The 23,345-nt window shown below is 59.2% G+C and carries 25 protein-coding genes and 2 pseudogenes; 11 read left to right on the forward strand and 16 right to left on the reverse strand.

Features of this window, described 5'->3' with window-relative positions:
- The first annotated feature begins 199 nt into the window (after positions 1-199).
- The 4 genes from ACZ9BB_RS12060 (at position 200) to ACZ9BB_RS12075 (ending at position 3,537) form a co-directional block, all read left to right on the forward strand.
- On the forward strand, positions 200-829 hold the full coding sequence (locus ACZ9BB_RS12060) for a ferric reductase-like transmembrane domain-containing protein (protein WP_476213976.1): 630 nt from the start codon (positions 200-202) through the stop codon (positions 827-829).
- Between the two features lie 215 nt (positions 830-1,044).
- Positions 1,045-1,560: an HvfX family Cu-binding RiPP maturation protein gene (locus ACZ9BB_RS12065; protein ID WP_476213977.1), complete on the forward strand. Its 516-nt coding sequence runs from the start codon at positions 1,045-1,047 to the stop codon at positions 1,558-1,560.
- A 47-nt stretch (positions 1,561-1,607) separates the two neighbouring features.
- A complete protein-coding gene (locus ACZ9BB_RS12070) occupies positions 1,608-2,306 on the forward strand; it encodes a dienelactone hydrolase family protein (RefSeq protein WP_476213978.1) in 699 nt (232 codons plus the stop codon).
- A 43-nt stretch (positions 2,307-2,349) separates the two neighbouring features.
- Entirely contained in the window at positions 2,350-3,537 is a 1,188-nt protein-coding gene (locus ACZ9BB_RS12075) for an MFS transporter (RefSeq protein WP_476213979.1), read from the forward strand.
- On the opposite strand, the gene metC is transcribed toward ACZ9BB_RS12075, so the two are convergent.
- From metC to ACZ9BB_RS12120, 9 genes are all read right to left on the reverse strand, one after another.
- Entirely contained in the window at positions 3,534-6,293 is a 2,760-nt protein-coding gene (gene metC / locus ACZ9BB_RS12080; RefSeq protein ID WP_476213980.1) for a cystathionine beta-lyase, read from the reverse strand. The genes ACZ9BB_RS12075 and metC overlap by 4 nt on opposite strands.
- A 278-nt stretch (positions 6,294-6,571) precedes the next feature.
- Positions 6,572-7,168, reverse strand: coding sequence for a cysteine dioxygenase family protein (locus ACZ9BB_RS12085; RefSeq protein ID WP_476213981.1), 597 nt, complete (start codon positions 7,166-7,168; stop codon positions 6,572-6,574).
- A 17-nt stretch (positions 7,169-7,185) separates the two neighbouring features.
- Positions 7,186-8,022 (reverse strand): amino acid ABC transporter ATP-binding protein, encoded by an 837-nt coding sequence (locus tag ACZ9BB_RS12090; RefSeq protein ID WP_476213982.1) that lies wholly within the window; start codon positions 8,020-8,022, stop codon positions 7,186-7,188.
- Positions 8,009-8,797: an amino acid ABC transporter permease gene (locus ACZ9BB_RS12095; protein ID WP_476213983.1), complete on the reverse strand. Its 789-nt coding sequence runs from the start codon at positions 8,795-8,797 to the stop codon at positions 8,009-8,011. The genes ACZ9BB_RS12090 and ACZ9BB_RS12095 overlap by 14 nt, the downstream gene beginning before the upstream one ends.
- Positions 8,787-9,521, reverse strand: coding sequence for an amino acid ABC transporter permease (locus ACZ9BB_RS12100; RefSeq protein WP_476213984.1), 735 nt, complete (start codon positions 9,519-9,521; stop codon positions 8,787-8,789). Before ACZ9BB_RS12100 ends, ACZ9BB_RS12095 begins: the two co-directional genes overlap by 11 nt.
- A complete protein-coding gene (locus tag ACZ9BB_RS12105; RefSeq protein ID WP_476213985.1) occupies positions 9,518-10,729 on the reverse strand; it encodes an aminotransferase class I/II-fold pyridoxal phosphate-dependent enzyme in 1,212 nt (403 codons plus the stop codon). The genes ACZ9BB_RS12100 and ACZ9BB_RS12105 overlap by 4 nt, the downstream gene beginning before the upstream one ends.
- Complete coding sequence (locus ACZ9BB_RS12110) at positions 10,726-12,150, reverse strand: FAD-binding oxidoreductase (protein ID WP_476213986.1); 1,425 nt, start codon at positions 12,148-12,150, stop codon at positions 10,726-10,728. The genes ACZ9BB_RS12105 and ACZ9BB_RS12110 overlap by 4 nt, the downstream gene beginning before the upstream one ends.
- The gene (locus tag ACZ9BB_RS12115; protein ID WP_476213987.1) at positions 12,147-12,998 is read right to left on the reverse strand and encodes a transporter substrate-binding domain-containing protein; all 852 of its coding nucleotides are present in this window, start codon (positions 12,996-12,998) and stop codon (positions 12,147-12,149) included. Before ACZ9BB_RS12115 ends, ACZ9BB_RS12110 begins: the two co-directional genes overlap by 4 nt.
- Before the next feature lie 64 nt (positions 12,999-13,062).
- Positions 13,063-13,905 carry a transporter substrate-binding domain-containing protein gene (locus ACZ9BB_RS12120; protein ID WP_476213988.1) on the reverse strand — a complete coding sequence of 281 codons (843 nt, stop codon included), beginning with the start codon at positions 13,903-13,905 and terminating at the stop codon, positions 13,063-13,065.
- Positions 13,906-14,157: 252 nt separating this feature from the next.
- On the opposite strand from ACZ9BB_RS12120, the gene ACZ9BB_RS12125 reads away from it, so the two are divergent.
- Entirely contained in the window at positions 14,158-15,018 is an 861-nt protein-coding gene (locus tag ACZ9BB_RS12125) for a LysR substrate-binding domain-containing protein (protein WP_008011114.1), read from the forward strand.
- A 5-nt stretch (positions 15,019-15,023) separates the two neighbouring features.
- Here the strand turns inward: ACZ9BB_RS12125 and ACZ9BB_RS12130 are convergent, their stop codons facing one another.
- Complete coding sequence (locus ACZ9BB_RS12130; RefSeq protein WP_476213989.1) at positions 15,024-16,043, reverse strand: ABC transporter substrate-binding protein; 1,020 nt, start codon at positions 16,041-16,043, stop codon at positions 15,024-15,026.
- Between the two features lie 153 nt (positions 16,044-16,196).
- Positions 16,197-16,412, reverse strand: coding sequence for a TOBE domain-containing protein (locus ACZ9BB_RS12135; protein ID WP_007904463.1), 216 nt, complete (start codon positions 16,410-16,412; stop codon positions 16,197-16,199).
- Positions 16,413-16,644: 232 nt separating this feature from the next.
- On the opposite strand from ACZ9BB_RS12135, the gene ACZ9BB_RS12140 reads away from it, so the two are divergent.
- Positions 16,645-16,806: a hypothetical protein gene (locus ACZ9BB_RS12140; protein ID WP_008011108.1), complete on the forward strand. Its 162-nt coding sequence runs from the start codon at positions 16,645-16,647 to the stop codon at positions 16,804-16,806.
- On the forward strand, positions 16,803-17,450 hold the full coding sequence (locus ACZ9BB_RS12145; RefSeq protein ID WP_007904465.1) for a helix-turn-helix domain-containing protein: 648 nt from the start codon (positions 16,803-16,805) through the stop codon (positions 17,448-17,450). The genes ACZ9BB_RS12140 and ACZ9BB_RS12145 overlap by 4 nt, the downstream gene beginning before the upstream one ends.
- A gap of 134 nt (positions 17,451-17,584) precedes the next feature.
- Here the strand turns inward: ACZ9BB_RS12145 and ACZ9BB_RS12150 are convergent, their stop codons facing one another.
- From ACZ9BB_RS12150 to ACZ9BB_RS12160, 3 genes are all read right to left on the reverse strand, one after another.
- Positions 17,585-18,097, reverse strand: a complete 513-nt coding sequence (locus ACZ9BB_RS12150) for a hypothetical protein (RefSeq protein ID WP_476213990.1) — start codon at positions 18,095-18,097, stop codon at positions 17,585-17,587.
- Positions 18,098-18,405: 308 nt separating this feature from the next.
- Entirely contained in the window at positions 18,406-19,326 is a 921-nt protein-coding gene (locus tag ACZ9BB_RS12155; protein WP_476218283.1) for a bifunctional helix-turn-helix transcriptional regulator/GNAT family N-acetyltransferase, read from the reverse strand.
- Positions 19,327-19,449: 123 nt separating this feature from the next.
- Positions 19,450-19,848, reverse strand: a complete 399-nt coding sequence (locus ACZ9BB_RS12160; protein ID WP_476213991.1) for a DUF1801 domain-containing protein — start codon at positions 19,846-19,848, stop codon at positions 19,450-19,452.
- 218 nt (positions 19,849-20,066) lie between these two features.
- On the opposite strand from ACZ9BB_RS12160, the gene ACZ9BB_RS12165 reads away from it, so the two are divergent.
- Positions 20,067-20,486, forward strand: coding sequence for an organic hydroperoxide resistance protein (locus ACZ9BB_RS12165; RefSeq protein WP_476213992.1), 420 nt, complete (start codon positions 20,067-20,069; stop codon positions 20,484-20,486).
- A 57-nt stretch (positions 20,487-20,543) separates the two neighbouring features.
- Here the strand turns inward: ACZ9BB_RS12165 and ACZ9BB_RS12170 are convergent.
- A pseudogene (locus ACZ9BB_RS12170) lies at positions 20,544-20,717 on the reverse strand (C4-dicarboxylate transporter DctA); the annotation flags it as partial.
- Between ACZ9BB_RS12170 and ACZ9BB_RS12175 the strand changes: the two are divergent.
- The 3 genes and pseudogenes from ACZ9BB_RS12175 to ACZ9BB_RS12185 form a co-directional block, all read left to right on the forward strand.
- Positions 20,704-20,825: pseudogene (locus tag ACZ9BB_RS12175) on the forward strand (LysR family transcriptional regulator); the annotation flags it as partial. The pseudogenes ACZ9BB_RS12170 and ACZ9BB_RS12175 sit on opposite strands and share 14 nt — an antisense overlap.
- 371 nt (positions 20,826-21,196) lie before the next feature.
- A complete protein-coding gene (locus ACZ9BB_RS12180) occupies positions 21,197-21,715 on the forward strand; it encodes a cysteine hydrolase family protein (RefSeq protein WP_476213993.1) in 519 nt (172 codons plus the stop codon).
- 337 nt (positions 21,716-22,052) lie between these two features.
- Positions 22,053-22,325 (forward strand): DUF2790 domain-containing protein, encoded by a 273-nt coding sequence (locus ACZ9BB_RS12185; protein ID WP_476213994.1) that lies wholly within the window; start codon positions 22,053-22,055, stop codon positions 22,323-22,325.
- Positions 22,326-22,387: 62 nt separating this feature from the next.
- Here ACZ9BB_RS12185 and ACZ9BB_RS12190 read toward each other — a convergent pair whose 3' ends face one another.
- Entirely contained in the window at positions 22,388-23,314 is a 927-nt protein-coding gene (locus ACZ9BB_RS12190; RefSeq protein WP_476213995.1) for a LysR family transcriptional regulator, read from the reverse strand.
- Between the last annotated feature and the right edge of the window lie 31 nt (positions 23,315-23,345).

Consider the following 23,345-nt stretch of genomic DNA (forward strand, 5'->3'; position numbering starts at 1 on the left):
TGCGGGGACACTGTCGCTAGACGCCGCTGACCGGCGCTGAATCACAGTTTTGTATGGGAATGTATCTATCGCGATCCGGGATACACGAAGTTGCACCGGGCGACTTTTGCGACATATCGCCCACACACCCGATTGAAACACTCCTGCTGTCCGCTGACCACCGGCAAAACCGGGTCGGCCCTTGCTCAGGAGTGTTGTCATGATGACCCAGGTTCCCCGTTACCACGGCTGGTCGCTGTTTGGCCTGTTGTCCTTGCTGGTGCTGTTGATGACCGGCCTGATCCTGCTGCTGAACCCGGATCTGGTGGAAGCCACCCGCAGCGCCATTCGCGCCACCGCACGCACTTCGTTTGCGCTGTTTCTTGCCGCGTTCACCGCATCGGCCCTCGCCGTGCTGGTGCCCTCGCCTTTCACCCGATCGCTGGTGCGCGAACGACGCTTCATCGGCCTGGCTTTCGCGTTTTCCCACCTGGTGCACGCCATCCTGATCTACAGCTATGGCCAACTGAACCCCGAGTTTTGGCCCGGCCGCACCACGGTCGGCAACATCCCGGGCTCGGTCGGTTATCTGTTCATTGTGCTGATGGCGCTGACCTCATTCAAAACCACGGCGCGCCTGATCGGCCCCAAGGCCTGGAAAGCCCTGCACGTCAGCGGCATGTGGGTAATCGCCGCGGTGTTCATCTTTTCCAACTTCAAACGCATCCCCTTGAGCGCCTGGTACGTATTGCCGTTCGGCCTGATGTTCTCGGCGATCGTCGTTCGGCTGCTGGGCAAGATTGCGCTGAAGTACAAACGGTCGGTCAGAAACACGCTATTGACCGAATGAAACCCCTGGAACATCACAATCCCCTGTGGGAGCGAGCTTTTGTGGCGAGGGGGCTTGCCCCCGTTCGGCTGCGAAGCAGTCGTAAACCCGTTACATGCGGTTTAACTTTGAAATGCCGGGGCCGCTTCGCGACCCAACGGGGGCAAGCCCCCTCGCCACAAAAGTCCGCTCCCACAATGAATGCACCTGTCGATCAAACCCCGGAGCTCAAGCCCATGAATGTATCCCTCTCGTCGGCCGTCAAAGGCCTGCACCTGAACCTCGACCGCGCCGGCCACTGGATCGCGCCCCTGACCTTGCGGGTGTTTCTGGCCTGGGAGTTTTTCGAGTCTGGCCTGGAAAAATGGCACGGTCAGAACTGGTTCGCCGACATCCAGAACGGCTTCCCGTTCCCCTTCAACCACGTGCCCGCCACGCTGAACTGGGAACTGTCGATGTGGGCCGAACTGATCTGTGCCCTCGCCCTGCTGGTGGGCCTGGGGACGCGGGTCTCGGCGATTATCCTGAGCGTGGTCACGATCGTTGCGACCGCTGCCGTTCACTGGCCGGCCGATTGGTCTACATTGAGTGAACTTGCTCAGGGTTATGCCATCAGCAACAAAGGCCACGGCAACTTCAAACTGCCGCTGATCTACCTCGCAGCCCTCATGCCGTTGTTGCTCTCGGGGGCCGGCAAACTCAGCGTGGACGCGTTGCTGGCTCGATACTTCTGGCGGCGCAGTCTGCGCTGATACGCCAGCGTCTCGATAACCCACCCAACTTATGTAAAGGAGCCATCATGAGCGTGACCACCCAATGGATCGAGATCACCAGCGCCGACGGCACATTCGGCGCTTACCTGGCCATTCCCCACACGCTTAAAGGTCCGGGGATCGTGCTGATTCAGGAAATCTTCGGCGTCAACGAGCACATCCGCTCGGTCGCCGAGCAATACGCCGCCGACGGTTACCTGGTGATCGCGCCGGACCTGTTCTGGCGCCACGGCCACCGGATCGAACTGGGCTACGACGAAGCCGGCTGGAAACGCGCCGTCGAATTGATGAACGCCACCGACACCAAAAAAGCGCAGGCCGACATCAAACTGGCCATCGACGCCCTGAAGGCTCATCCGGGGCTGGACGGCAGGATCGCTTCCATCGGTTTCTGCTTCGGCGGCATGCTGTCGTACAACACCGCGGCCAATGGTTTTGTGGACGTAGCGATCGCCTATTACGGCGGCGGCATCCAGAACCAACTGGACCGGGCCGGGGAAATCAAGGTGCCACTGCTGATGCACTTCGGCGAACAGGACAGCCACATCCCCATCGACGCCGTGAAGCAGATTGCCGAGCGTTTCGAGTTCAACGATGACGTCGATATCGAGGTGTATCCGGGGGCCGAACACGGCTTCAACTGCTCACACCGTAGCAGTTACAACCAGCGGGCGGCGGTCGAGGCACATGGCAATACGTTGCTCTTTTTGAGTCAGAACCTTTAAGGGCTGATCGCCGGGGTTGGCGATATAAACAATCGGTACAAGCATGGACAACTTCTCAAAGCCCAGGCCGGCCTCATTGCGTATCCCCTCCACGGTCTGGGCCCTGGGTTTTGTCAGCCTGTTCATGGACCTGTCTTCAGAGCTGGTGCACAGCCTGCTGCCAATATTTCTGGTCACGACCTTGGGCGCCAGCGCATTGACCGTCGGGGTGATCGAGGGCATCGCCGAGGCGACCGCGATGCTGGTCAAGATATTCTCCGGCGCCATCAGCGACTTTCTCGGCCGGCGCAAAGGCCTGCTGTTGATGGGCTACGGCCTGGCAGCCTTGTCCAAACCGCTCTTTCCCCTCGCACACTCGGTCGATGTGGTGTTCACCGCGCGCTTTCTGGATCGCATCGGCAAAGGCATTCGTGGGGCGCCGCGAGATGCGCTGGTTGCCGATGTCGCACCCGCCGAAATCCGTGGTGCCTGTTTTGGCATGCGTCAGTCGATGGACACCGTGGGCGCCATTCTTGGCCCGATCCTGGCGATCGTGCTGATGCTCTGGCTCGGGCAGATCCATCTGGTGTTGTGGTTTGCGGTGATCCCGGCGGTGATATCGGTAGCGCTGATTGTCGGCGGGGTAAAAGAGCCAACGGCTGTTTCCGGCGAACGCGCCTTTCGCTCCCCCATCCACTGGACAGTGCTGCGGGATTTCTCACGGGGTTATTGGTGGGTGGTGATCGTCGGCGGGCTGTTTACCCTGGCCCGTTTCAGCGAGGCTTTTCTGGTATTGAAAGCGCAGCAAACAGGCCTGACGGCCACCTGGGTGCCGATGGTGATGGTGGTCATGTCGCTGCTCTACGCCGTGTCCGCCTACCCGGCCGGCTGGCTGTCCGACCGGATCAGCCGCACCAAAGTGCTGTGTGTCGGCATAGTCCTGCTGATCCTGGCGGACCTGTTATTGGCGCAAGCGGATTCGATCATGAGCATGCTCGCGGGCGTGGCCCTGTGGGGCCTGCACATGGGCTTCAGCCAGGGCATTCTCGCGACGCTGATCGCCGACACCGCGCCCGAACAGCTCAGGGGCACGGCGTTCGGCCTGTTCAACCTGATCAGCGGCGTGTGCCTGTTGATCGCCAGCGTACTCGCCGGCGCATTGTGGGAGACCTCCGGCTCAGCCAGCACCTTCCTCGTCGGGGCGGTGCTGGCAGCCGCGGCGCTGCTGTTGCTTGTGCTGCGCAGGCCCTAGTCCAGCGCCGCGGCGAACCCGCGTTGCAAGTCTTCGATCAACGCGTCGACATCTTCCAGGCCAATGTGCAGCCGCAATACCGGATTCAATGCCCGATCTGCCGCGCTGTTGCGATCCTGGGTATCGGCGATAGTGACCAGGCTTTCATAGCCGCCCCAGGACGCGCCCAGACCAAACACCTGCAGCGCATCAATGAACCGCTCGACGTACGTGGCGTCGGCCTCGCGCAGTTCGAAGGACAGCAACCCGTTGCTGCCATTGAAATCCCGCCGCCACAGTGCGTGATGGGGATGATCGGGCAGCGCTGGATGGAACACCCGTTTCACCTGCGGTTGCGCCTGTAGCCATTGAGCGATTTCCAGGGCCTGGCGTTCGTGTACGTCGAGGCGCGGTGCCAGGGTTCGTGCACCGCGCAATACCAGATAGGCATCGTCGGGGCTGACGGTGATGCCAAAGGTGTCGCTCATGGACGCCAGTGGCTGCCAGACCTCTTGCCGGGTACAGACGCTGCCCATGACTACATCGCTATGACCACACAGGTACTTGGTCAACGCCATGATCGAAATGTCCGCTCCCAGGGTCAGTGGCCGATACAGGTAGCCCGAGCCCCAGGTGTTGTCCACGGCCAGCAGAATGCCTCTCGGTTTGCACAATGCGGCGATGGCCGGCAGGTCGCAGAGTTCATACAGCAGCGAGCCGGGCACCTCGGTGTAGACCATTTTGGTGTTGGCTTGCAGTTGCGTTTGCAGGCCGCTGCCGTCAGGCGCGAAGTAGCTGACCTGGATGCCGAACGGCTCGAGCAACTCCCGGGCCAGACGCCGCACGGGCGCGTACACCGCGTCGGTGATCAGCACATGATCGCCGGGCCGCAAGTAGGCCAGGAACGTCTGCGCCACCGCCGCCAGCCCGGTGCCGAACAATCGTGTGCGATAACCGCCTTCCAGTTCCGTCACCAGATCTTCCAGGGCGAAAGCCGTCGGATTGCCCCGGGCGCCATAGCTCAGAACCCGTTCGCTATCACGGCGAGCACGGGCGTCGCGCATGTGCGCCAGGTTGTCGAACAGCACCGTACTCAAACGAGTGACCGGCACGTTGACGCCCCGGCTGCCACTGCCCTTTTCGGTACGCGCCGCATGCACCAGACGAGTACGCACCCGCCCATCACGAGTAGCCTGAGACTGCGCACGCAGCGGCTTGAGACTGGCGATTTCGTCGGCACTCATCTGCGCCAACAAACCGATCTCCCAGGCCAGGTACTGACGCGCCGCATCTTTGTTGCCGGAATGGCGATCATGGGTAAAGAACAAGAAATCGATGCACTGGTGATCGGGCGGTGTGTCGGCATTCTCTTGCACGGCAAACCCCGCCGCACGCCAGGCGTCGACACCGCCATCCAGCAGCCGGATTTGCGCCTGCTGAACGTCGGGTAATTCCAGTACAGCGAAAGCGGCCAGCAGCGGGTCATCGGCCAGCAACACCAGAGGCCGCTGTTCACCGGCCACGTCACTCGCCAGCAACGAGCGGATTGACCAGCGCGAGCCCGCGATATGGGCTTTGCGATGGTTCATGCTCGGGCGCAGGTCAATCAGTGCCACCGCGTTATCCTTCAGGGCATCGGCCAGGGCCTGTGCCGTGATCACTGGCAACGCCTGGTGTGCAGGCACCTCAAGCGCGGGCAACGCCAGACTACTGTTCACCCCATCGGCCAGAACATAAGCCTCATGCCCCAATTGCCGAAGCCAACTGGCAACGATCGGCGCCCGCACGCCATCGCTGTCGATCAGCACCAGCTGTGCCTGGCGCACGCCGATGTACAGATCGGTGGATTGAATCAGCTGGCCACCCGGGGTGTGTTGCGCACCCGGCAGGCTGCCGGCGGCAAACTCCTCGGCGGTGCGCACATCGCACAAAAACAGGCTGCGTCCGGCCTCTGCGGCCCATTGTTCGACCTGCGCGGCCGCAACGGTTTGTACCCCGGCCCGTTCGGCCAGTTGTGCCGCCGCGAGGCGCTGTGCCGGCAAGGTTGTCGATGACACCTCCTCGGCATAGCGGCGGGTGCTGCCATGCTCCAGCTGAAAATCTTCCAGATCCCAGCCCTGGGTGCCGTTTTCCAGGGCGTAGACCGGGTTCTTCAAACCCAGGTTGATCAGGGTCTGGGCGCCAATAATGCTGCGGGTTCGACCGGCGCAATTGACCACGATCGGCGTGCTGTCATCCGGTACCAGATCCTGCACGCGATAGCCCAGTTCACCATTCGGGCAACAGACGGAACCGGGGATGGTCATCTTGCGGTATTCGTCGAACGGCCGACCGTCCAGCAGCACCAGCGATTCGCCCCGGGCTTGCCATTCGGCCAACTGCCTGGCGGTGACGTGCGGCGTATGACTGACCTCTTCCACCAATTCGCCAAAGGCCTTGGACGGCACATGCACGCCGGCGAACAGTTGCAGGCCTGCCGCCTGCCAACCGTCGGCACCGCCGTCGAGAATATGCACACGGCCATACCCCAACGCCTGCAAACGCCGAGCGGCAAGCGCCGCGATGTCCCCACCGTTCTGGTCATAAATCACCAACCGCACCTGTGGATTCGGCGCCAGGCGTCGGACCTCCAGTTCCAGGCGGCTGTAGGGCAAATTCACCCCGTGAAACAGGTGAGCCTCGCCATATTGGCCATGCTCACGCACATCAAACAGGGCAATTTCCTGCCCGTCGAACAGCCATTGCTGCAGTTGCCCTGGGGTTACGGTCTGGCTCATGAGAGTCCCGCTTTGAAAGATAAAAAAACGAAATTATTGAAGGGCTAACGACCAAACCGTGGCGAACACAAAACCTGTGGCGAGGGGGCTTGCCACCGTTCGGCTGCGCAGCAGTCGTAAAACCAGTGCATGCGTCGTATCTGACACACAGCGATCACAGGAATCAGGGCCGCTTCGCGACCCAACGGGGGCTAGCCCCCTCGCCACAGGTTTTGTGTTCGCCCCAGATCCTTGCGCAAGATGCCGATCTTCAAGCCATTACCAGTGGGCCATATGGATCATGCGTAGGCCTTGATCGACGGCGCCATTTGCGAGGCGTTGTAGTTGAGAATGCGCCCGTCGGCCTCGACGCCGTAACGGCCGTTGAGCGATTCCAGCGGCAAGCCATAAAGGTGGAAATGCAGGGTCGGTTGTTCGCCTTCGACACGGATGCCGTGCAGGTCGTCACCGAGAAACGAAATCGACGTGCCAGGCTGCACGACCACTTCTTTTTCCAGGTGCAAAGTGGTGAATCCAGGCGAGCGACCCTCGTCATCACGGGCGTAGACGTAATTGATTTCCTGGCCTTCGACGGCGCTGATAATCGCCCAGGTTTCGTGGTTGTGCGGGATGGTGCTTTTGCCCGGCAACAGCGAGTTGAGGTACAGCGTCGGCGTGTCGCCATCGTCGTTGAGACGGTAGCGGAACGCGGTGCTGCCCTGCCCCGGCACAGGCGCCGGGAACGCCTCGAAATTGAACAGGTCGCGGCGCTCGGCCAGGGTTTCGAGCAAAGCGACGATTTGCGTCAATGCAGCACGGTCGACGCCGCGTTGATGGATGACGCGGATTTTCTTGAGGAAATCTTCGATGACGGCGGCACGGTTATCGGTACTCATGAACAGGCTCCTCGGTATTAGACAGACAGGCTGTAGCGGCCCAGGTTGGTCAACAGATATGGATCGTTGGCGATGTGCGGCCGGCGTCCCGGATCGCCCAGTGCGTGGCGCAAGAATTCTTGAGTGCGTTCGCTGGTGGGGTGCTGGAAAATCTGCGCGGCGCTGCCGTGCTCGACGATCACGCCGTTTTCGGTGAAGTAGACGATGTCGCTGATCTCTTCGGCGAAACGCATTTCGTGGGTCACCAGCACGCAGGTCATGCCCTCTTCGGTCAGCTCGCGAATCACCGTCAGCACTTCGCCGACGGTTTCCGGGTCGAGGGCCGAAGTCACCTCATCGAACAGAATCAATTCCGGGCGCATGGCCAATGCGCGAGCAATCGCCACTCGCTGCTGCTGACCGCCGGACAATTGGCCCGGATAGGCATCGGCCTTGTGCTCCATGCGCACCTTGGTCAGCAAGGCGCGGGCGTCTTTCTCGGCCTCGGCGCGGTTGCGTCCCAGCACCTTGCGCGGTGCGATCACCAGGTTCTCCAGCACCGACAAATGCGGGAACAGGTTGTACTGCTGGAACACAAACCCCACGCGCTTGCGCAACTCGATGCGCTGGGTTTCCCGGGCCAGAGTGTGAACCTCGGTAGTACCGACGCGAATACTGCCTCGCTGGGGCTGCAACAGGCCGGTGATGCAGCGCAGGATCGTCGACTTGCCGGACCCGGACGGGCCGATGATCGACACGGCCTGGCCGCGATGCACGTCGAGGTCAATGCCCTTGAGCACCGGGTTGCTGCCAAACGACAGGTGCAAGTCGCGCAGGCTGACCAAGGGCTCGGCGACGGTTTCAGTAGAAGGCATAACGTCGCTCCAGGCGTTGGGTGAGTCGGGAAATCGGATAGCAATAAGCAAAGAACAGCACCAACAGGCTCAGGTAAATCACCACGGTAAAACCGGTCAGGTTCACCGTGTTGCTGGCGATTTGCGCGGTGTCGATCACGTCATGCACGCCCACCAGAGAGGCCAGCGCGGTGCCCATGGTGATCACCGCGTAGAGGTTCATCCACGGCGGCAACATGCGTTTGAAGCACTGCGGCAGGATGATCGAGCGAAAAATCTGCCCGCGAGTGAACGCCAGTGAACGCGCGGCTTCCCACTGAGTACTGGGGATCGAGGCAATGGCGCCCCGGAAGATTTCCGCAACGTTGGCGCTGGCCGGCAATGCCAGCCCCAGAGTGACCTTGACCCAGTCAGGGAACGCGACATAGGCGCTGCCGATATGAATCTCGAACGGGAACACATAGGTGGTGAAATAGATCAGCACCAGCCATGGCGCATTGCGAAAAACCTGCACCCAGATCCGTGCCGGCAAGCGCAGCAGCCACACCGGCGACAATGCCAGGGCCCCCACCAACAATCCGAGCAACGACCCCAACCCGATCGCCACCAGGCTGATCAGAATGTTCTGGCCAAAGCCCACAACCAGGGCTGGCGACCATTGCAACAGGGCTTTGAGCACCGGGCTTTGCGGGGCGAAATACACCAGCCAGAGCACGGCAACCGTCAACAACAGCAACTTGCCGACATGCCGCCGTGGCCAGGCCACTGGCGCGGTGACGGACGATTCAATGGCCATAACCGGGCATCCTCAGGCGCGCTTCAAGCAGGCGCCCCACACAATTGACGGTAAAACTCAGCAGGCCGAAAAACGTCAGGATCAGAATCATCAGCTCCAGCACGTTGTCGCTCTGGGTCCAGATCATGATCGCCGCGTAGGTGATGTCACCGACGGCAATGGCCGAGGCGACGGCGGTCATCTTCACCAGGTCGATCAGGTTGTTGATCAGCGACGGCAAGGCGAAGCGCAGGGCCAGCGGCAGTTGCACATTCCACAACAACTGGCGACTGCTGAACGCCAGCGAACTGGCCGCCTCCATCGTCACCGCCGGCACGGCTTCGATGCCGGCGCGCAAGGCCTCGGCATGGAACGCGCCCTTGTGCAGCGAGATCACGATCACCACCCAGGCGAACGGCGTCAGCGGGTTGGCCGCGCCAACGGCCTGGGTCAGCAGCATGTTCAGCACCAGGAACGCGCAATACAACTGCACCAGCGTCGGCGTGTTGCGGGTGACCTCGACAAACACCCGCGCAGGTTTTGCCAGCCAGGGTTTGCCCGAGGTCAACATTGCCGCCAACCCGACACCCGCCAGCAAGCTGCCGACGATGGTGAACAGGCACAGCCATACCGTGGTCAGCGCGCCCTGCTCCAGGGTGCCGCGTTGGTAGGCGTCCAGCAGAAAGCCGTAGTTCAGGCCGAACCCGGCAGCCCAGTGGACGAACAGCTCCAGCAAATGACTCATGGTTCGCCCCGCAATTGCCCGCAGGCTTGAGCGATGCGTCGTCCGGCCTCGGCGATGGTTTCAGTCGCAGTGGCAATGGACAGGCGCAACCACGGCGACAAGCCATAAGCGCTGCCCGCTACGCCGGCCACGCCCTCCTCCAGCAAATACGCGACGACGTCGGCATCGGTTTCCAAGCGCTGATCGTCCGGGCGATAGCGGCCCAATAATCCGGCGCAGCGGATAAATACGAAGAAGCCACCTTGAGGTTCGAGCACTTCGAGGCCGTCGACTTTGCGTAAAGCACTCACCAGTAAATCCCGGCGTTGCTGATAGGCCGCGACCTGCGACCGCAAGAAATCCAGCCCACCGTCGAAGGCTGCCAACGCGGCGGCTTGCCCTACCGAAGAAGCGCCCGAGGTGGATTGTGATTGCACGACGGTCATCGCATGGGTCAGCGCTTGCGGGCCGGCACCGAAACCGATTCGCCAACCGGTCATGGCGTAGGTCTTGGACACACCGCCCACCAGCAGGCAGCGCGACTGCAAATCCGGCGCGACGTTGAGCAGGCTCTGGGCCGGCCGACCGTCGAAGCGGATATGTTCGTAGAGCTCATCCAGCAGAATCAGCACCTGAGGATGGTGCCGCAGCACCTCGGCCAAGGCTTGCAACTCGGCCGCGCTGTATACCGCGCCACTGGGGTTGCCGGGGCCGTTGAGGATCAGCCAGCGAGTTCGCTTGCCGATGTGTAGCGCCAATTGTTCGGCGGTCAGCTTGCAACCCTGCACCAGCCCGCATTCGATAAACACCGGCTCGCCGCCATTGAAGCGCACGCTGTCCGGAAACGACGGCCAGTAAGGCGTTGGCACCAGTACTTCATCGCCGTCATCGAGGGTGGCGGCGAAGGCATTGAAGATGATCTGTTTGGCACCGTTGGCAATCACGATCGATTCCAGCGGGTAGTCCAGATGGTTTTCTTGCCGGAGCTTGCGTTGCACCGCAATTCGCAAGGCCTTCACGCCCGGTGTCGGCGTGTACTTGGTGGCACCGCCAGCGATGGCGGCATAAGCGGCCTGCTTGATGTGTTCCGGGGTGTCGAAATCCGGCTCGCCGGTGGTCAGGTCGAGGATGTCGCGACCGGCCTCGCGCAGGGCCGTGGCTTGGAATTTGGCGGCGGCATTGGCCGACAGCGAGACGCGCTGCACGCGTTTGGACAGGCGAACATTCATGACTCGACCGCCTCCAGTACCTTGCCCGGATTGAGCAGGTTTTTCGGGTCCAGGGCCTGCTTGATCCGCCGCATCAGGTTGAGCTCCACCGGACTTTTGTAGCGCCCGAGCAGCTCCCGCTTGCGCTGGCCAATACCGTGTTCGGCGCTGATGGATCCGCCATGGGCATGGGCGCTGTCGTGCACCAGTTGGCTGAGTGCCGCGTAATGGATCATGTGCGCCTCGACCGTCGAACCCTGCGGATGGGCGACGTTGTAGTGCAGGTTACCGTCGCCCAGATGGCCGAAGGTGTAATGCCGCACACCGGGAAAATGACGCTGCAACAAAGCATCGGTATGGGCGACAAACGCCACCACCTGGGAAATCGGCACCGAGATATCGTGCTTCATGTTGCGACCGGCTCGTTGCTGCGCCTCGCTCATGTTTTCGCGCAATAGCCACAACGCCTGGCTCTGGGCGAGGCTTTCGGCGATCAGCGCATCGGCCAGCAAGCTCTGTTCGAAGGCTTCGCCCAGTACCTGTTCAAACGCTTCGCGGGCATGGCTTTCGCTATGGTTATCGGATAATTCCAACAGCGCGAACCAAGGCTGGCGGGCGCCTGGAAAGGGTTGCGGACCTTCGGCAAACTGCTCGCGCAGCAGCACGAGACACTCGGCACTGAGCAGTTCGAACGCGGTGAGGCTGGCACCGAAACCGGCGCGGGCATGGGACAGGAACGTCACCGCCTGGGCCAACGAATCGAAGGCTAGCAGCGCCGTGGCTTGGGCCTTGGGCAGCGGGAACAGTTTCAGGGTCGCGGCGGTGATAATGCCGAGGGTGCCTTCGCTGCCGATAAACAGGTCGCGCAAGTCGTAGCCAGTGTTGTCCTTGCGCAAACCGCGCAAGCCATTCCAGATTTCACCCTGAGCGGTGACCACTTCCAGGCCGAGGGTCAATTCGCGGGTATTGCCGTAACGCAGCACCGCGGTGCCGCCGGCATTGGTGCCCAGATTACCGCCGATGGTGCAGCTGCCTTCGGCGCCCAGGCTCAGCGGGAACAGACGCCCGGCGTCACGGGCGACATCCTGAATGGTTTGCAGAATGCAGCCCGCCTCGACGGTCAAGGTGTCGTTGTCGGTGTCCACCGCCCTTACGCGATTCATCCGGTCGAGCAGCAACAACACCGCACGCCCACTGGCGTCCGGGGTCGCGCCGCCCATCAGCCCGGTGTTGCCGCCCTGCACCACCACCGGCGTATCACAAGCCACACAGGCACGAACCACCGCCGCGACTTCTTCGGTGCTGGCCGGATGGACAGCGGCAATCACCTGCCCCGCATAACGGCCCTGTTTGTCGGTCAGGTACGCGGCGGCCTCTTCGTTGCTCTGCACATGACGGGCGCCGAGCAGTTGCTGCAAGGCGACGAACAACGGCCGACTCATGGCCGCACAGCCAGCGGCGCCGCGTTGCGGTATTGCTCGTGCAGGTCACGCAAGGCCTGCGACGGCGCCATGCCGGTGCGCTCGCCCAATTCGATCAACCAGCCGCTGCGGTGCCAGTCGCGCACGATGGCATCCAGTTTCGCCTGGGTATCGCGTTCGCCCTTGCGGATCCAGATCACCGAGTTCGACGGGATCAAATCACCCGGCAGCGGGATCTCAAACCCGGCCCACTCGGCATCGCTCAACAGGGTATGCATGGTCGGACTGACATGCACCGCCGCCACGCAACCATTGCCGCGCAACGACAACAGCGATTCGGACTGGCTACGGAATGCCTTGATCTGTGCGCCGTAGGTTTCCTGCAACGGCTTGATGAAGTTGCTGCCCTGGGACACGCACACCGGTTTGTCCTTGAGGTCGGCCCACTGGGTGATGCCCGCACCTTTGCGAATCAACGCGGCACCGCCGACTTCTTCATAAGGCGTGGGCACGTAATCGAGAATCTCGGCACGCTCTTCGGTGAACTGCATATTGGCGATCAGGATGTCGACCTTGCCCTGTTGCAGGAACTGCACCCGGTTGGGCGCCAGCACAGAAACCGTTTGCGCCTCGACGCCCAGCGCCTTGGCGATGCCCTTGGCCAGTTCGACGTTGTACCCCAGGTGTTCGCCGGTCTTGGGGTCGAGAGTGCCGAATGGCGGGCCACTGAGAATCACCCCGACGCTGATGGCGTGGCGTTGCTCGATCTTGTCCAGTGTGCCGTCGGCCTGAGCGAGGCTGGCGCCAAGCACGGCGTATCCTGCCAGGCACAACGTGGCCAGGCCTCTGGCGGAAAAATATCGGTTCATGCACGACTTCCTTGAACGACCGCCGAGCCAGTCGGCGGCTTATTGAAACGATGAGGTGAACCGGTCAGGCACCGTTGGCCTGGAACTGTTTCTGTAAATCCACCAAGGCCGGTGACGCGGGGGTGATGCGGTTGCGGGTCTGGGCTTCGATCAGCCAACCGCTGCGATGCAGCTCCTTGACGATCGGGTCGAGTCGAGCCTGGGTATCGCTTTCGCCTGGTCGGGTCCAGATCACTGAAGGGGCCGGGTTGAGTTCCGGGCTGAGCGCGCGATAGCCCTGCCATTCGGCGTTGTCGGCGATCAACGGGTTGATCAGCGTGGCGTCATGCACCGCCGCGACGCAGTTGTTGCCACGCAACGCGAGCAAGGATTCCGACGAGCTCTTGAAGGCCTTGATCTCAACGCCCAACTCGGTGAGCGGCTTGATGTAGCTACTGCCCTGGGAGGTGCAAACGGGTTGGCCTTTGAGGTCTTCCCAACGGGTGATCTTGCTGTCCTTGAGCAGCGCCGCGGTACCGCCGACACGGTAGAACGGCGTCGGCACAAAACCTAGAATCTCGCCGCGTTCAGCCGTCCATTCCATGTTGGCTATCAGCAGATCAACTTTGCCCTGCTGCAAAAACTGCACGCGATTGGCGGGCAATACCGGCACCAGTTGCACCTCGGCGCCCAATTGCCGGCCCAGCTCCTGAGCGAGGTCGACGTTCAAACCCCGTGGCTTCTGGGTACCCGGATCGATACTGCCAAAGGGGCCGCCGGACAGTACAACCCCCACTGTCAGCACATGGCGTTGCTGGATCTTGTCCAGCGTTGCATCAGCCTGAGCACCGGCACAGGCGGCCAATGAGATCAAGGCGCCCAGCATGGCAGGCAACAATCGTTTTACAGGTGAGCGCTCAAGCAACATGGATTTCCCCTCATGGAATGATCGGCGTCCCCCGACCTGATGTGAAGGCATCCTAGGTACAGCGTTGATGTAACGGAAATTCAAATATCTAATATCGTTATAACTTGCCGTATTGCCGCCAAACGACAATCTTCGAAACACCCGCAACCACTGACATTTTTGGCTTTCACAATAAAATATCGCCAAAAACACATAAATAAATGTAATGTTTATGTTTGCAGCCTTGATATAAAAACAGCCTCGGGAATGGCCATGTCGACCTCATCTACCCTCGATCTCGAATTACTGCGCACCTTCATTGCCGTGGTCGATCACCACAGCTTTGCCGAGGCCGGCGCGCAACTGGCGCGCACGCAGTCGTCGGTCACCCAACACATGCAACGCCTGGAACAACAAGTGGGGGTGAGCCTGTTCGAGAAGCGCGGGCGACAGAAGCAACTCACCGAACCCGGTTTGCAGTTGCTGCGCCATGCACGGCAGATGCTTTCGCTCAACGACGATGCATTGAACTCGCTGCGCGAAAGCAACTTGAGCGGTGTATTGCGCATCGGCTCGCCCCATGACATTGCCGACACCATCCTGCCGCCGATCCTCAGCCACATCGCTCGCTCGGCCCCTCGTTTGCGCCTGGAGATCGATGTCGGCCGCAGTCCGTTTTTGATGGATGACCTACACCGGGGCAAGGTCGACATGGTGATTTCCACTCGCCAAGACCCGACGCTCGAAGGCTTTGCCTTGCGCACCTCGCCGGTGTGGTGGATCTGCTCGGCGCAGTACATCCATACGCCCGGCGAGCCCTTGCCGCTGATCCTGGTGGATGAGCCGAGTATTTATCGTCGGTACGCCCTTGAGGCGCTGGAGCGCGCCAATATTCCATGGCGCCAGGCGTACCTGGCGTCGAACCTGATCGGCATCAAAGCCGCGACCCGTGCCGGGCTGGGCGTCACGCCCAGAAGCATGGAAATGCTCGGCCCGGACATGCGCGTACTCGGCGAGACCGATGGCCTGCCACGGCTGCCGGACGTGACCTACCACTTGTGGATTCGGCCCAACACCGTGAATCCGCTGGTGCGTCGGGCCTATGAGTTGATCAGAAGCAGCCGGGGGCTCTGACCCGCTCAGCTTCCCTCGCTGCTGTGTGCTTCTTCAAAGAAGTAATCCTTCCAGCTGGCAGCCTTGTTTTTCAGCACACCGAGTTCCTGGAGTTTCTCGGCGTAGATGAAGGTGCGCTGGGGCACGACGGTGAAGTCGATTTCAGGGTCGGCGACGATTTTCTCAACCAGTGGCAGCGCCAGCTTCGATTGTTCCACTCGGATATAGGTCTGGGCGGCTGCGGGCTTATCGGCCTTGATTATTTTCTCGGCCTCGGCGAGTGCCGCGTAAAACGCCTTGTAGGTTTTCGGGTTTTCGTCGTGGAATTTCTCGGTGGTGTACAGCACGTTAAACGTGGCCTGGCCACCCAATACGTCGTAGGAACTCAGCACCTTGTGTACGTTGGGACTCTGCAGCTCCTGGTACTGGAACGGCGGACTGGAGAAATGTGAGTTGATCTCCGAACCGCCGGCAATCAGCGCCGACGTCGCATCCGGGTGGGCGAGACTGATCGAGATGTCGTCAAACTTCTTGAAGTTTTGCGCGCCAAACTGTTTCGCCGTTTCGATTTGTAAAGTGCGCGACTGGAAACCTACCCCTGCAGCCGGTACCGCGATGCGGTCCTTTTCGGTGAAGTCCTTGAGGCTTTTTACGTTCGGATTATTGGTCAGCAGGTAATTGGGCATCGACCCCAGCGAGGCGATGGCCTTGACGTTCTGTTTGCCCTTGGTCCGGTCCCAGATCGTCAGCATCGGCGGCACGCCGGCCGACACCACATCCAGCGCACCAGCCAACAACGCCTCGTTCATCGCCGTGGCACCCGAGATGCTGCTCCAGTCGACCTTGATGTCGAGGCCCTGCTCCTTGCCATGTTTCTCGATGAGCTGCTGATCGCGCACCACGTCCAGGATCAGGTAACCGATACCAAATTGCTGGGCAATGCTGATTTTGCCTTCGGCCTGAGCGCCAGGGCTGAGTAACGCACTCACCGCAGCCACGGAGGCTGCCAACCGTGCCAATGCGGAGCGCTTGAAAGGAGTCGCCATGAAAACCTCAACGTTATGGAAGTCAAGACGCAGACCCTGTGGGAGCGTGGCTTGCCCGCGAAGAATGCACCGCAGTTTTTCAGGTATTACGCGTCATCGTTCTTCGCGGGCAAGCCACGCTCCCACAGGATTTTCGTCACTCAAATTTCAATTTCAGAGCTTGGCGATCGACACCTCGGTGGATTTGACGAAGGCAATCACCTCGCTCCCCACCTTCAATTCAAGGTCGCGCACCGAACGGGTGGTAATCACCGAGGTGACGATCCCGGAAGCGGTTTGCACGTCGATTTCGGATACCACTTCGCCCTCTAGTATTTCCTTGATGACACCCTTGAACTGGTTGCGGACGTTGATCGCTTTGATAGTCATGATGAGGCTTCCTGTCTGGTGTCGGGCGCATCCACATGGATGTGCAGGCCCTCAAAGTGCACCACCTGAACCAACAACAAAAGGAATAGATAATTATCTGTTTATTCCTTAATGGAATATAAATTCAAATAACCAAAATGAATTAACAAATACAAAATCAGTATTTATCGTTATAAAAATATCCACGTACTCTCAGCTCATCCCGTCATTCATCACCACAGTGAAGTGCCCCATGAATCCGACTGACAACCTCATCGACTTCGCCAGTTACCGCAAACGCAAACAGGCTCAGCAACGGGCACGGGCCATGTGGGAGATGTACGCACGCAACGCCGGTCTACAGGCCTATCAATGGGTCCAGGCCGCTCATTCGACCGAGACCCGTCACGCATGAACGCGCAGCAACCCTCGCGTTTTCTGGCGAGTGCAGACGAACCCGTGACGGACTTGAATAATCTGGAACCACTGGAGGAAGACCCGATCTGTGAGCGGGTCGCACAGAACCTGCAACGGCTGCGGGGCAAGCGTCACTTGTCCCTCGACGCGCTGGCCCGGCAATGCGGTGTGAGTCGGGCAATGCTCGCGCAGATCGAGTCTGGACGCAGCGTGCCGTCCATCAAAGTACTGTGCAAAATTGCCAAAGGCCTGAAGGTCTCGGTGGCCGCCTTTCTGGAGCATCGGGCCTTCGAAGGTGTGGCCGTGCTGTCGGCGCGAGAGAGCAAACGCTTGGTCAGCGCCAGCGGAGCCTTTGTCAGCCGCGCCCTGTTCCCGTTCGACGTGGCACGCCAATCGGAGTTTTACGAACTGCGCCTGAGCCCTTTGGGCGAAGACCACAGCGAGGGGCATGGCCCCGGTGTCCAGGAAAACCTGGTGGTGTCGCAGGGCGTGCTGGAAATCAGCGTCAACGATGAACGTTACCTGCTGTCTACCGGCGACTCGATCCTGTTCTACGCCGACCAGCCCCACCGCTACCGCAACCCCGCCGACAGCGAGGCGGTGGCTTATCTGGTGGTGACCTATCCGGAACGCCTGGATTAAACACCTGAATGCATCGCAGATCCCCGGCGGGAGCGCGGGCGAGCCTCGCTCCACAGGGGAATGTGGTGCCTGTGAAATGAAAAAGCCCCCGCGACCATAAGGTCGCGGGGGCTTTTTTGTGCTGTTTGCCGGGATCAGCAGGTGCAGCACATCATTGGCATGCCATTGCAGCTCATCATCATCGGCATGCTGCAATCGTTCATCATTTTCATCATCAAGGCGCAGCAGCTTTTCATCATGTCCATGTTCATGCCGGCCATCGGCATGATTTTGCACATCATGCAGTCGGCTTCGATGCGGCACTCCATCACGCACTTCATCGAGGGCATCGGCATGCCCATCATCGGCATTGGCATCATCATGTTCATCATCGGCATGGCCATGCTCGCCTGGGACATGCACATCATGCTCATATTGCCGCAGTGCATCATCATCGGCATGCCGCAGTTCATCATCATCTGCATCATTTCAGCGCTGTTCTTGAACATGGCCATGTCCATGCCCATTGCCGGCATCATTTTGCACATCATGCCGTCGTCCATCATTTCGCAGCTCATGGTCGCCATCATCATCGGCATGCCCGTCATTGGCATCATCGGCATGTTGGCGTTCATCATCGGCATTGGCATCTGCATGGCGTTCATCATGGTGTAACTCCCTAAGCGATTCGATAGTTGGACGAAGCTGATGGGGCGGATTCTAAGGACTGGCGCAGGGACGACAAGATGATGGCCGAGCAGCAGGATTTGATGTTGAAACCGCTGTAGTGGCGTGGTCGGGACGCAGCTGTCTGCTGTAACGCCCCTATGGATTTCATCGCATATGGAATCAAAACCAGAGCATGGTTTTGTCGGTTATGGATATTCGACCGAGCGCTATATAAATAGCCGAAAGAAATAATCGATCTAAACAGTGCCGTTTTTTATCCGACGGCTCTGGTTCGGGGGTCTTGGACTTATTCCACACGTGCTGCCAAAGAAGATGGGCCAGGCCGCACAAAACACTGCTCGGTAACTCTTCCCCCCCATTGCTCCCCCTCTTGCTCCTGCTCCAGTTTAAAACCGGAGTCTTCATACAGTTTACGAGCGACATCAAGACCTTTGAACGTCCAAAGCCGTGTCGCGCAAAAGCCGTGTTCGTCACAGAATTTTATCGCTTCAGCCAACAAGCGCTTGCCTGCCCCTTTGCCTCGCGCCGAGTCATCCAGAATGAAACAGCGCAGGATCGCTTCGCCGCCCTCTCCTTCGCCATCTATCGCGATGGAACCTACAATTCGCTGGCCGTCCAAAGCCACCCAAACCTCGTTGCGCGGATTGTGCAAACGCCCCATCAACTCCGCCATGTCTGATGCGACCAGACTCTCGAACGGCTGGCCGAAGTTCGAATGCCTGGCGTAGTAGTCAGCATGCATTTGCACAATGCGGCCGATGATTCCGGGTCGGTAGCCTCGCGCTATGTCCAGTTGCGCCGACGGTCGCGACTCCGTGCCGAGTCGATGAGCTTGCAGGGCGAAGGCATAGTGGGCGATGCCCTCGCTCACCGTTTGCTGTTGCTCATGTGTCAGGCAAGCCAGGGCTGCGCGCACCTGTTCCCTGGCGAACGAATCAATGGCTCGCAGGGTTTTCTTGCCCTGCGCCGTGAGTCGCAGTTTCTTGGAGCGCGCATCCTCCTCATGTGGAATTTCTTCGATCTCGCCGGCCTCGATGAGCTTGCGCACCATCCGGCTCACACTGGACTTTTCCAGACCAAGCAGCTCCACAAGCTCTACTGCCGTCAACGAATTCCGCTCTCCGATCTCCACGATCGTGTGAACGGACGAAGGTGGATAGTCCGTCGCCGCCAGCGTGGCTTGCATGAAGCCCAACTCTCGCACCATGAGACGCGATGCTGAACGGACCTGGTTAATCAGGTCTGATGGGGAATGAGTCACGGCAAGCACCTCGAACGAAACGATCACTTAGTTGTATAGCACAACCAAGTGATCGTCAATTGAGGCGATTCACACCGACATATTGAGCGCCACCGCCGCGCGAATGAGTGCCTTTAATGCGTGCTCATCAATCCGCTCACCCTCATGCAAATCGATGGCACGTCGGGTGTTGCCTTCGAGGCTGGCGTTGAAAAGACCTGAAGGATCCTCCAGCGAAGCACCCTTGGCGAAGGTCATCTTTACGACATTCTTGTACGTCTCACCGGTGCAGATGATGCCGGCGTGCGACCACACCGGAACCCCTCTCCATTTCAATTCCTCGACCACTTCCGGGTCGGCCTGCTTGATCAGCGTTCGAACCCGAGCGAGGGTCTCACCCCGCCAGTCAGTCAACGCCTTGATTTTCGCTTCTATCAGCGCAGAGGCAGAGCCTTCCTCCCCGCCGTCCTTTGTGTCGAACTTCTTCATGATGGTTGTCACTCCTCAGGGTGGTCATCAAGTTGCGTCCGCAGAGCCAGGCCGGTGATGTGTAACGGTCTGTATTTTCTTTGGCGATCTTACACAGCGTTACAAGACTCGCTGGATCAGGACACATACGCGGTACACGCCGGTGGAAAAGTGAGCGGCATCGCAAATCTGATGTTCTGCGATGTATCCAGCGACATAAACCATAGCAGGAACCCGCCATGATCAATGCAATCGACACCGTGCTTTATACCGGCAAGACCCACACCACCGGAGGCCGCGACGGCGAGTCGCGCAGTCCCGATGGACGTTTGGACATCAAGCTCTGCGCTCCTGGCACTTCAGGGCACGGCACCAACCCCGAACAACTGCTGGCGGCCGGTTGGTCGGCCTGTTTCATCGGCGCCATGGGTAAAGCGGCGACCGCGTTGAAGGTGACCCTGCCGAACGACACCGCCGTCGATGCCGAAGTGGATCTGGGCAAGACCGAAAACGCCTATTTTCTCCAGGCGCGCCTCAATGTAAGCCTGCCAGGCCTGGCCCCTGATGTCGCACGGGCGGTGGTGGATGCCGCACACCAGACCTGCCCGTACTCCAAGGCGACCCGTGGCAACATCGACGTCGCGATCAATCTGGTTTAACCAGGGCACCCAGTGCAGCCTGTCACCTGGCAGGCTGTGCTGGCACCACCAGAAATATCACCCCTGCGAGACGCTTTTGAAGTCCGGCAACAGGCTTTTGGCTGGCGTCGCTGAAGGCACAGCTACAATGTCCGCTTGAGCCGTTTCGGGCTTCGCCTCTGCGGCCTCCCCGTTAAGCGCCTTGTGCATCTTGACGGTGTCCAGCGCCCCCACCCATTTGGCAATGGCCATCAGCGATCACCCACTCGATCTGACGACTCATGGATTTGACCTGGGCATTCGTTTCGGCACCCTGCCGGACGTGGCTTCCACGCCCGCAAGATCGCCTCCAATCGCCGGCGCGAGTATGCAGCCTGATCGATTTCCTGGTGGAGCGCTTCAAGCATATCGATCACCTGGATGAGCACGAATCTACGCTGGATTGAACAGTGCGGCGGGCGACAGCTTTTGGCCCGGAAGCGGATATCAGCGATCGATACATGAAGTAGCCTTCACGCAGGTCCGCACACTTGCCAACCACATACCGTGCAGATATTGTCAGCTTCATGACTCAGCCCCGTATTGCCTCGACCACCACTACCACGACCGCCCGAGGCGGGTCGTGAGAGGTGTCGTGAGCCAATAACGCACGAACTTCAAAGGCCCCGCCAGCGATGGATAGGGCCTTTTCTTTGCCCTTGTGTCGCTGGCCAAAACGCAAGGAAAGCACTATGTACGCACTGTTGATTCTCGATATGCAGGTCGGATTGTTTCATGGCCCCGATAAACCATGGGCTGGCGAAGCGCTGCTAAACACGTTGAATAGTCTGTTGAGCAAAGCCCGGAGGGCAGGTGCGCCCATTTTCCTGGCTCGCCATATAGGTCCGCCTGGCTCGCCTATCGAGCCAGGAAGCCCGCTGACGCAACTGGTTCAGGAACTGGTGCTACAAGGCGACGAAGTGGTCTTCGAAAAAACCCGACCCAACGCCTTCGTCATGACTGACCTGGCCGATCGGCTACAGGCTTGCGGATCCAAGGGCGTGGTCATTGCCGGAATGAAGACCCAGTATTGTGTCGACAGCACCTGCCGCGCCGCACGAGATCTTGGATTCGATACCGTGCTGATCGCCGATGGCCATACCTGCACCGCCCCCCCTGCGCTGAAGGCCGAACAAATTATTGCGCATCACAACGCGACCCTGGCGGGACCATTCTGCCGTGTCATTCACGCTGAGGACTGGTGTTTCTAACCAGCATCGACAGATCGGCCCGAGGCGGGGTCGATCTGGACTGCGAGGTCTTCATGATCAACGGTCACAACGTGGCGTTGATCGACCCGACACCCTTCTGGCAATCAAGTGTATTCAGCTTGCTGGTGAAGATCCGGGCAAGTACGGGTCAGCTTTTTGAAACCCTCTATTCATGCAGAATCTGTCAACAGTGTTTGTCCAGTAGATCGCTATATGGGGAAGGGATAAACATCTAGCATCGTCTCTACCAAGTGAGCAAATCGAGTAGCTAAACCGATGTTAGCTTTACGATCATCCCGATCGCAGAGTAACGCTCCTGGACCATACGGTGACTATGATGAATATCTCAAAAATTGCGCTTCTTCTTGTGCTGGGTAGTGTAGGTGCACACGCATTTGCAGACGAGAGCCATTCAACTGCAGCGACCAGCCAGATACCCGTTGAAACCTACACTTACGCGACGAAACTTGATATCGGAAAAGTCATTACCATTTCAGATATTGCGGATGAATGCGGGCCGGTTCCGGTTCAAATGACCTATGAAGACTCTCACGGTCAACGACACATCCTGCAGTATCAAGTAATGGGAACAGGATGTTCAAACGGCTGAGTACTTTTTATGGCTGATGGAGGGTCGACACTCCATGCCGACAGCGCTTGGCGAACTCTTTTTTATGAACCTGCTGTTTTTTCATCGGACGCCAACAAACCCGGAATTGATTCTTTAAGAAACTCAACCCATGTCTTTATTTTTGCATCCACAAATTTTCGGGACGGGTATATTGCAAATATATTCAACGATTCGAAATGATACGTGGGCAGAACACGCACCAATGTACCCGCCCTGAGCCCATCGACCGCAGAAGCGATAGGCTGTATTCCAATACCCATCCCGTTTTTTATAGCGATAGTCATGCCATCCGCGGTATTGATGTGAAAGGGAGACAATGGAATGTTGATTGTCTCCATGCCTTGCGGTCCCTCAAACACCCAATTGTCTACCGGCATTACAGTGTTAACAATTCTCAAGCAATCATGTGAACCAAGAGAACCCGGAGAATCGGGCATTCCACGTTTCTTTAGATATGCTGGCGAGGCACAAAGAATACTGTAAGTCATGCCAAGCCGCTGAGCGACAAACCCTGAGTCGGGTAAATCCCGTGCCAAAACAATTGACATGTCATAGCCTTCCTCCAATAAGTCAGGCAGCCGATTGGTCAGTGTCAAATCAAACATTACCGAGGGATGATTCTCTCTATACTTGGCAATGGCTTCGATCACATAATGATTACCAATGGCTGACATAGCATGAATTTTGAGCCTGCCAACGGGCATGACTTGAGCAGTCCCCGCTTCCTCTTCCGCTTCACGTACCTCATCAAGAATTTTCTCGCATCGTTGTAAATAGCGTATCCCCGCCTCGGTTAATGCCAGACGTCGGGTTGTTCGGTTAATCAGCCGTGTCTGAAGTCTGGCCTCGAGACTGGAGACTGCTTTAGAGACATTCGTTGTGGTGGTGTCCAGGATCTCGGCCGCCGCGGTAAAGCTGCCACTCTGAGCGACAGCAACGAAAAAGCGCATGGTTTGGAAAACATCCATCGTTTTCATCTCCGCAAATCAGTCAAAAAAT

This window comes from Pseudomonas sp. TE3552 (assembly GCF_056278945.1).